Here is a 6,982-nt window from a genome sequence, read left to right on the forward strand (position 1 = left end):
CGAATAAGTCCCGAACAACTCAAGATCTGAAAAGCCGCGTATATTGCGTCTCGTGCCGCAGGCTGGCGAGGTCGGCGCGAAACGTCGCGCCGCCGACATCGTCCAACGTCGCATTCAGCGCACGATTTGCCGTCGCGGCAACCGCGGCTTCCAGCTTCACCAGCACGCGCTGGCTGTCGGTCTGGCCGAGCGGAATGAGCCGACTGGCCGCGGAAACCCAGTTCGAGACCAGCGCATGCAGGAAGGCGTGCAGCGTCGGCGCCAGCGGCACGCCGTGCATCGCGGCGACCACGCCAACGGCAACGGGATAGACCAGTGGCGTCCGGCATGCCGCAACCATGGCATCCAGCCCGTCGGCATCCCACGCGGCGCGGGCGATATCGATGAAGGCACGGCCCTGCGATGTCGTCTCCAGCTGCCGCTCGCGCGAGGGCACGAACGCCGCGGCGAGCTCGGCGATATCGCTCAAGGTGTCGCCCTCGCCCGCTTCAGTGGCGCGATAGGCGTGGACCAGAAACGTCGCATCGCAGAAGCCCGAGCCGTCGCGAAGCATCGCATCGAGCCAGTCCGCCAGCGACGCGGTGTCGGTGATGTCGCCGGCCTCGACCGCCCATTCGATGCCGCTGGAGTAGGAAAAGCCCCCGACGGGAAACGCGGGCGACAGCCAGGTCATCAACCGGTACAGCGCCGCCGCCTCGCGCTCCGCGAGGTCGCGGGCCGCGACCGGCTCATTTGTGGTCATGAGCATGCTTGTGGCCGTGGTGATGATCGGGGTGATCGCAATGCTCGTCGTGGTGATGGTGATCGTGACCGTCGCCATGTGCGGCATGATCATGGTGGTGGCCATGATGATCATCGTGGCCATGATCGTGATGCGCATGGTCGTCGTGTCCATGCGCATGACCGGCATCGGCATAGGCGCCGCCCTCGGGATCGAACGGCGCCTCGATCTCGATCACGCGGGCACCGAGGCCCTTCACCATGGCTTCGATGACGTGGTCGCGGCGGATGCGCAGGCCCTTGGCCATGATCTGCGTCGGCAGATGGCGATTGCCGAGATGCCAGCCGACGCGAATAAGGTGGTGCGGATCGTGGCCGCGGATCTCTAGCAGCGGCTCGGGCGCGGCGACCACCTCGACCAGCCGGCCGTCCTCCAGCACCAGCGCATCGCCGCCGCGCAGTGCGACGGCATTCTCCAGGTCGAGCAGGAACTCGAGCCCCCGCGTCCCCGTCATCGCCATGCGGCGGCGGTGTCGATCGTCGAAATCGAGCACGACCGTATCCGCCGGCGCTTCCGCGAAGCGGTGTTGTCCCCTGACCTGCGTCGCCCGGATCATGCGCTTTTACCCCGTTACCGTGTCTCGACCTTCTCGGGCGTGATCACCTCGATCTTCGGCGGCGCCGTAAAACACTTCACCGCGACGCGGCCGAACGTCTTCATGTGCTCCATGGCGCGATGCGGCACCAGCGCCTCGGCATTCTCCCACTGCTCGACGAACACCATCTTGGCGGGATCGGTGACGCTCTCATGCAAATCATAGGCGATATTGCCGGACTCTTTCCGCGTCTCCTTGATGCAGACGGTGGCGGCTGCAATGAATTCGGCGCGCGTTTCAGGCTTGATGGTCAAGGTGGCGACGACATAGATCACGAGAAATCCTCCCGGCTTTTCTTCTGGGCTTCAGATACCGGGCGGGACCTTAGACTAGGCGGGATCGAACGCAAAACCGGAAAAGCTGTCTCCGATACGACCAAGACATATTCCTGGGACATGCGTTGAGGCGCTATTTCAGTACATGAAATATCGCTGCGCCATCGGCAGCACCTCGGCGGGGGCGCAGGTCAAAAGCTCGCCGTCGGCACGGACCTCATAGGTCTCCGGATCGACCTCGATATTGGGCGTGGCGTCGTTGTGAATCATGCTCTTCTTCGAGATCCTGCCGCGGGTGTTCTGGACTGCATAGAGCTTCTTGTCGATGCCGAGCTTGCGCGCGAGGCCACCGGTGATCGCGGCCTTCGAGGTGAACACCACAGAAGACGCAGTGCGCGCCTTGCCGAAGGCGCCGAACATCGGCTGGTAATGCACCGGCTGCGGGGTCGGGATCGAGGCGTTGGGATCGCCCATGGGAGCCGCGACGATCATGCCGCCCTTGACGACGCAATCCGGCTTGACGCCGAAGAAGGCCGGCGACCACAGCACGAGATCGGCGAGCTTGCCCTTCTCCACCGAGCCGATCAGCTTCGAAACGCCGTGGGCGATCGCGGGATTGATCGTGTATTTGGCGATGTAGCGCTTGACCCGGAAATTGTCGTTGTCCTTGCCCTTGTCCTGCGGCAACGAGCCGCGCTGCTTCTTCATCTTGTCGGCGGTCTGCCATGTCCGGATGATGACCTCGCCGAGGCGGCCCATGGCCTGGGAGTCCGAGGAGATCATGGAGAGCGCGCCGAGATCATGCAGGATGTCCTCGGCCGCGATGGTCTCCTTGCGGATGCGGCTTTCAGCAAACGCCAGATCTTCCGCGATCGAGGGATCGAGGTGGTGGCACACCATCAGCATGTCCAGATGCTCGTCGATGGTGTTGCGCGTGAAGGGCCGCGTCGGGTTGGTCGACGACGGGAGCACGTTCTTCAGCCCCGCGACCTTGATGATATCAGGGGCGTGACCGCCGCCGGCGCCCTCGGTGTGGAAGGCGTGGATGGTGCGGCCTTTGAACGCCTTGATGGTATCCTCGACGAAGCCGGATTCGTTCAGCGTGTCGGTGTGGATCATCACCTGGATATCGTAGTCGTCGGCCACCGACAGGCAGGTGTCGATCGCGGCCGGCGTCGTGCCCCAATCCTCGTGCAGCTTCAGCGCGCAGGCGCCGGCCTTGATCATCTCGACCAGCGCGGCGGGCCGCGAGGCGTTGCCCTTGCCGGAGACGCCGAGATTGACCGGAAAGGCGTCGAACGACTGGATCATCCGCCCCATGTGCCAAGGCCCCGGCGTGCAGGTGGTGGCGAACGTGCCGTGCGACGGGCCGGTGCCGCCCCCTAGCATCGAGGTGACGCCCGACATCAGCGCGTGCTCGATCTGCTGCGGACAGATGAAATGGATGTGGCTGTCGAAGCCGCCGGCGGTGAGGATCTTGCCTTCACCCGCGATCACGTCGGTGCCGGGGCCGATGATGATGGTGACGCCGGGCTGGATGTCGGGATTGCCGGCCTTGCCGATGCCAGCGATCATGCCGTCCTTGATCGCGACGTCGGCCTTCACGATGCCCCAGTGATCGACGATCAGCGCATTGGTGATCACGGTGTCCGCCGCGCCCTGCTTGTTGGTGACCTGCGACTGGCCCATGCCGTCGCGGATCACCTTGCCGCCGCCGAACTTCACTTCCTCGCCGTAGGTGGTGAAATCCTTCTCGACCTCGATGATGAGGTCGGTGTCGGCCAGCCGCACCTTGTCGCCGGTGGTCGGGCCGAACATGTCGGCATAGACGGAACGCTTTATTTTGACGGACATCACAAGCCCCGTTTGCGTTTGAATTTTGGATCGGTGCTCACAGCGAGGTCCTCGCTGTGAGCACCGTGTCGTCGAATGTCGTATCGAGCCAGGAGTTACCGCCGCGGCAACCGGCGACAACCTGCTCGGCCCAGTCGGTGTAATCGACGAGGTCGTCACGTTCCGCGGCCGTCGGATCCGAATGCACGCGCGCGCCGATATTGCTGATCTTGTCGGCGATCTTGATCAGCTTGGCGCCAGCCGATTTTTTCGGTGCGTCGAGCACCTGACGCCGCCGCCGCTCCGGCTTCGGCAGACTCATGTCGTCGGTGCATTCCTCGACAAGCGACGCGACACGGTCGGAGAATTTTTGCGCGAGCTCCTCGCGCGTGGTGTCGGTGTCCTCGATCGCATCATGCAGCCAGCCGGCGGCAACGAGTTCGGCGTCGGCGCCGTCGGTCGCGGTCGCAAGCAGGTTCGCGACCTCGGCGAGGTGGTTGATGTAAGGCTCATGACCGCGGCCCTTGCGCGCCATGCCGTTGTGGCGGCGCGCGGCGAGTTCGGCGGCTTCGGAGACGAGGCGGACAGGTGACAGCATGGCAAAGTCCTCCGTTTTCGCCTCAACCGTGGCGCGCCACGCTCGTTCCTGTGGATTTCACAGCTTCCCCATCACGTCGCCGCGGAAGCCGTAGATGGTCTTCTTGCCGGCCACCGCGACGAGCTGGACGTCGCGGGTCTGGCCCGGCTCGAAGCGAACGGCGGTGCCGGCGGCGATGTCAAGGCGCATGCCGCGGGCTTTCTTGCGATCGAACTTCAGCGCCGGGTTGGTCTCGAAGAAATGGTAGTGCGAGCCGACCTGGATCGGGCGGTCGCCGGTGTTGGCGACCGTCAGCGTCACGGTCTTGCGGCCGGCATTGAGCTCGATCTCGCCGTCCTGGATGAAGAGTTCGCCGGGGATCATGCTTCTCTCCTACCTGATCGGTTCGTGCACGGTGACGAGCTTGGTGCCGTCCGGAAAGGTCGCCTCGACCTGGATGTCGTGGATCATCTCAGGGATTCCCGGCATCACTTGGTCGCGGGTGAGGACCTGCGCGCCCGCCTGCATCAGCTCGGCGACGGTGCGGCCATCGCGCGCGCCCTCGAGGATGAAATCGGAGATGAGCGCGATCGCCTCTGGATGGTTGAGCTTGACGCCGCGATCCAGCCGGCGGCGGGCCACGATCGCCGCCATCGAGATCAGAAGCTTGTCCTTTTCGCGGGGAGACAGGTTCATGCGAAATCTCTTCCGTTCAACGCTTTCAGCCGATCAATTGAGCCAGAGCCGCGGCAACGCCGCACCGGTGCGCGCCAGGACGGCCATCATGTCGGCGCGCAGGCGCGCCGCATCTTGGGCACAGAACCGTGCCATTGCAAAGCCATTCCAGGCGGATATCCCGACCTCGCCGGCGAAGGATTCCGAGGCCTCGCGGAGACGCTCGATCAGGGCCTCGTCGCCGGGCACGATCAGCGCCGTGCCGATCGCAGCGCCGCCCTTGGCCACCGCCGATCGCGCAAGCTTTGCGCCGATATTGCCGTCGAGCCTGACGGTCTCGGCGAACACTAGCTTGCCGCCGCGACGCAGCCGCCAGTGGTCGACGAACTCGCCTTGCTCCATTCGTTCGCCCATGGCGGTACGGCCGAACACCACGATCTCGCACAGCAGAAGCGACGCAGTCACATCGAGGTCAATGTCGAAGCGGCGCCGAACGCGCGCCCGGTCGAACAGGATCGTCTCCTGCGGCAGCCAGCCGAGATGTGCGCCTGCGGCAACCTTCAGCGTTATATTGAGCTCCGCCGCCTGCGCTGGCGCGCGGTAGACCTTTTCCGCGGCTGCCGTCGTCAGCGTCAGCTTCGAGCCATCTGCGGCCGCGATTTCGATGTCGAAACGATCGCCGCCCGCAACGCCGCCGGCCGTGTTGACGAACACACCGGAGAGACCCTCGTCCTCCGGCGAAGGGAAGCGCACGCGCAGGGAGCCGGACTCATGCAAGATCCCGCGACGTGTCACACCGTCGCGCGCGTGGACGTCGAAGCGCACCGCGCCGCGGGCACGGTTGGCGTCGAACACCGAAGATGTCGCTAAAACGTCGCTGCGCATCCGCCTCCCCAGCCGGTCGCGGCAGAATGGCTTACAGCGCCATCTGGCGGCTGATTTCGCTCGCGTCGAGATTGGAGCGGTCGCAGGTGAACTTCACCGCGCCGCGATCCATCACCGCAAAACTGTCGCCGAGTTCGCAGGCAAAGTCGAGATATTGTTCGACCAGCACGATGGCGATGTTGCCGAGATTGCGCAGATACGAGATGGCTCGGCCGATGTCCTTGATGATCGAGGGCTGGATGCCCTCGGTCGGCTCGTCGAGCAGCAGCAGCTTTGGCCGCATCACCAGCGCGCGCCCGATCGCGAGCTGTTGCTGCTGGCCGCCGGAGAGATCGCCGCCGCGCCGGCCGAGCATGGATTGCAGCACCGGGAACAGCGAGTACACGTCGTCAGGAATGTGCTTGTCCTCGCGCCTGAGCGGGCCGAAGCCGGTCTTGAGATTTTCCTCGACCGTCAGAAGCGGAAATATCTCGCGCCCCTGCGGCACGAAGCCGATGCCCTTGCGCGCGCGCTCATAGGGCTTCAGGCCCGTGATATCGTTGCCGTCGAGCACGATCGCGCCCGAGGAAATCGGGTACTGCCCGACCATGGCGCGCAGGAGCGAGGTCTTGCCGACGCCGTTGCGCCCGAGCACGCAAGTGACCTTGCCGGGTTCGGCCGCGATCGAGACGCCGCGCAGCGCCTGCGCCGCGCCGTAGAACAGGTTGATGTCCTTGACCTCAAGCATCGCTCACCGCCCCAGATAGACTTCGATGACCCGCTCGTTGGACGAGACCTGGTCGATGGTGCCTTCCGCGAGCACGGTCCCCTCGTGCAGGCAAGTGACCTTGACGCCGAGCTCGCGCACAAACGTCATGTCGTGCTCGACCACCATCACGGTGTGAGTCTTGTTGATTTGCTTGAGCAGCTCGGCGGTGAGATGCGTCTCGACGTCGGTCATGCCGGCGACGGGTTCGTCGACGAGAAGCAGTTTCGGATCCTGTGCGAGCAGCATGCCGATCTCGAGCCACTGCTTCTGGCCGTGGCTGAGGCTACCGGCGAGACGGGCGCGGGCATCGGTGAGGCGGATCGTCTCCAGCACCTTGTCGATCTGCTCGGATTCCGCCCGGCTGCCGCGCCAGAACAGCGTACCCTTGACGCTGTGGTCGACATTGAGCGCGAGCAGCAGGTTGTCCTGCACGGTCTGGCTCTCGAACACGGTCGGCTTCTGGAATTTGCGGCCGATGCCGAGCTCGGCGATGCGGGTCTCGTCCAGCCGCGTCAGATCGGTGACGCCGTCGAACAGCACGGTGCCTTCGTCAGGCTTGGTCTTGCCGGTGATGATGTCCATCATCGTGGTCTTGCCGGCGCCGTTCGGGCCG

General features: G+C 64.7%; 10 protein-coding genes. All 10 read right to left on the reverse strand.

What is annotated here, in order from left to right; all coding sequences use genetic code 11:
• Nucleotides 1-19 precede the first annotated feature (19 nt).
• Nucleotides 20-748, reverse strand: coding sequence for an urease accessory protein UreF (locus IVB47_RS02625; protein WP_247459816.1), 729 nt, complete (start codon nt 746-748; stop codon nt 20-22).
• On the reverse strand, nt 729-1,337 hold the full coding sequence (locus tag IVB47_RS02630) for an urease accessory protein UreE (RefSeq protein ID WP_247283691.1): 609 nt from the start codon (nt 1,335-1,337) through the stop codon (nt 729-731). The genes IVB47_RS02625 and IVB47_RS02630 overlap by 20 nt, the downstream gene beginning before the upstream one ends.
• Before the next feature lie 14 nt (nt 1,338-1,351).
• Nucleotides 1,352-1,651 (reverse strand): putative quinol monooxygenase, encoded by a 300-nt coding sequence (locus tag IVB47_RS02635; RefSeq protein ID WP_247459672.1) that lies wholly within the window; start codon nt 1,649-1,651, stop codon nt 1,352-1,354.
• A 138-nt stretch (nt 1,652-1,789) separates the two neighbouring features.
• Entirely contained in the window at nt 1,790-3,505 is a 1,716-nt protein-coding gene (gene ureC / locus IVB47_RS02640; RefSeq protein ID WP_247283689.1) for an urease subunit alpha, read from the reverse strand.
• Between the two features lie 37 nt (nt 3,506-3,542).
• Nucleotides 3,543-4,082: an HD domain-containing protein gene (locus tag IVB47_RS02645; RefSeq protein ID WP_247459674.1), complete on the reverse strand. Its 540-nt coding sequence runs from the start codon at nt 4,080-4,082 to the stop codon at nt 3,543-3,545.
• A 57-nt stretch (nt 4,083-4,139) separates the two neighbouring features.
• A complete protein-coding gene (locus IVB47_RS02650; protein ID WP_007599812.1) occupies nt 4,140-4,445 on the reverse strand; it encodes an urease subunit beta in 306 nt (101 codons plus the stop codon).
• Between the two features lie 9 nt (nt 4,446-4,454).
• The gene (locus IVB47_RS02655; RefSeq protein ID WP_007599811.1) at nt 4,455-4,757 is read right to left on the reverse strand and encodes an urease subunit gamma; all 303 of its coding nucleotides are present in this window, start codon (nt 4,755-4,757) and stop codon (nt 4,455-4,457) included.
• Between the two features lie 33 nt (nt 4,758-4,790).
• On the reverse strand, nt 4,791-5,621 hold the full coding sequence (locus tag IVB47_RS02660; RefSeq protein WP_247283678.1) for an urease accessory protein UreD: 831 nt from the start codon (nt 5,619-5,621) through the stop codon (nt 4,791-4,793).
• Between the two features lie 31 nt (nt 5,622-5,652).
• Nucleotides 5,653-6,348, reverse strand: coding sequence for an urea ABC transporter ATP-binding subunit UrtE (gene urtE / locus IVB47_RS02665; protein ID WP_007599806.1), 696 nt, complete (start codon nt 6,346-6,348; stop codon nt 5,653-5,655).
• Between the two features lie 3 nt (nt 6,349-6,351).
• On the reverse strand, nt 6,352-6,982 hold a 631-nt coding region (urtD, locus tag IVB47_RS02670), incomplete at its 5' end, for an urea ABC transporter ATP-binding protein UrtD (RefSeq protein ID WP_247459677.1).

Source organism: Bradyrhizobium sp. 62, assembly GCF_023073035.1.
Taxonomy (GTDB): domain Bacteria; phylum Pseudomonadota; class Alphaproteobacteria; order Rhizobiales; family Xanthobacteraceae; genus Bradyrhizobium.

What these genes read in the sequence shown, in the direction of transcription:
- urtE (WP_007599806.1), bottom strand. Translation starts at nt 6,348, where the DNA reads ATGCTTGAGGTCAAGGACATCAACCTGTTCTACGGCGCGGCGCAGGCG.
- IVB47_RS02660 (WP_247283678.1), bottom strand. Translation starts at nt 5,621, where the DNA reads ATGCGCAGCGACGTTTTAGCGACATCTTCGGTGTTCGACGCCAACCGT.
- IVB47_RS02650 (WP_007599812.1), bottom strand. Translation starts at nt 4,445, where the DNA reads ATGATCCCCGGCGAACTCTTCATCCAGGACGGCGAGATCGAGCTCAAT.
- IVB47_RS02655 (WP_007599811.1), bottom strand. Translation starts at nt 4,757, where the DNA reads ATGAACCTGTCTCCCCGCGAAAAGGACAAGCTTCTGATCTCGATGGCG.
- ureC (WP_247283689.1), bottom strand. Translation starts at nt 3,505, where the DNA reads ATGTCCGTCAAAATAAAGCGTTCCGTCTATGCCGACATGTTCGGCCCG.
- IVB47_RS02645 (WP_247459674.1), bottom strand. Translation starts at nt 4,082, where the DNA reads ATGCTGTCACCTGTCCGCCTCGTCTCCGAAGCCGCCGAACTCGCCGCG.
- IVB47_RS02625 (WP_247459816.1), bottom strand. Translation starts at nt 748, where the DNA reads ATGCTCATGACCACAAATGAGCCGGTCGCGGCCCGCGACCTCGCGGAG.
- IVB47_RS02630 (WP_247283691.1), bottom strand. Translation starts at nt 1,337, where the DNA reads ATGATCCGGGCGACGCAGGTCAGGGGACAACACCGCTTCGCGGAAGCG.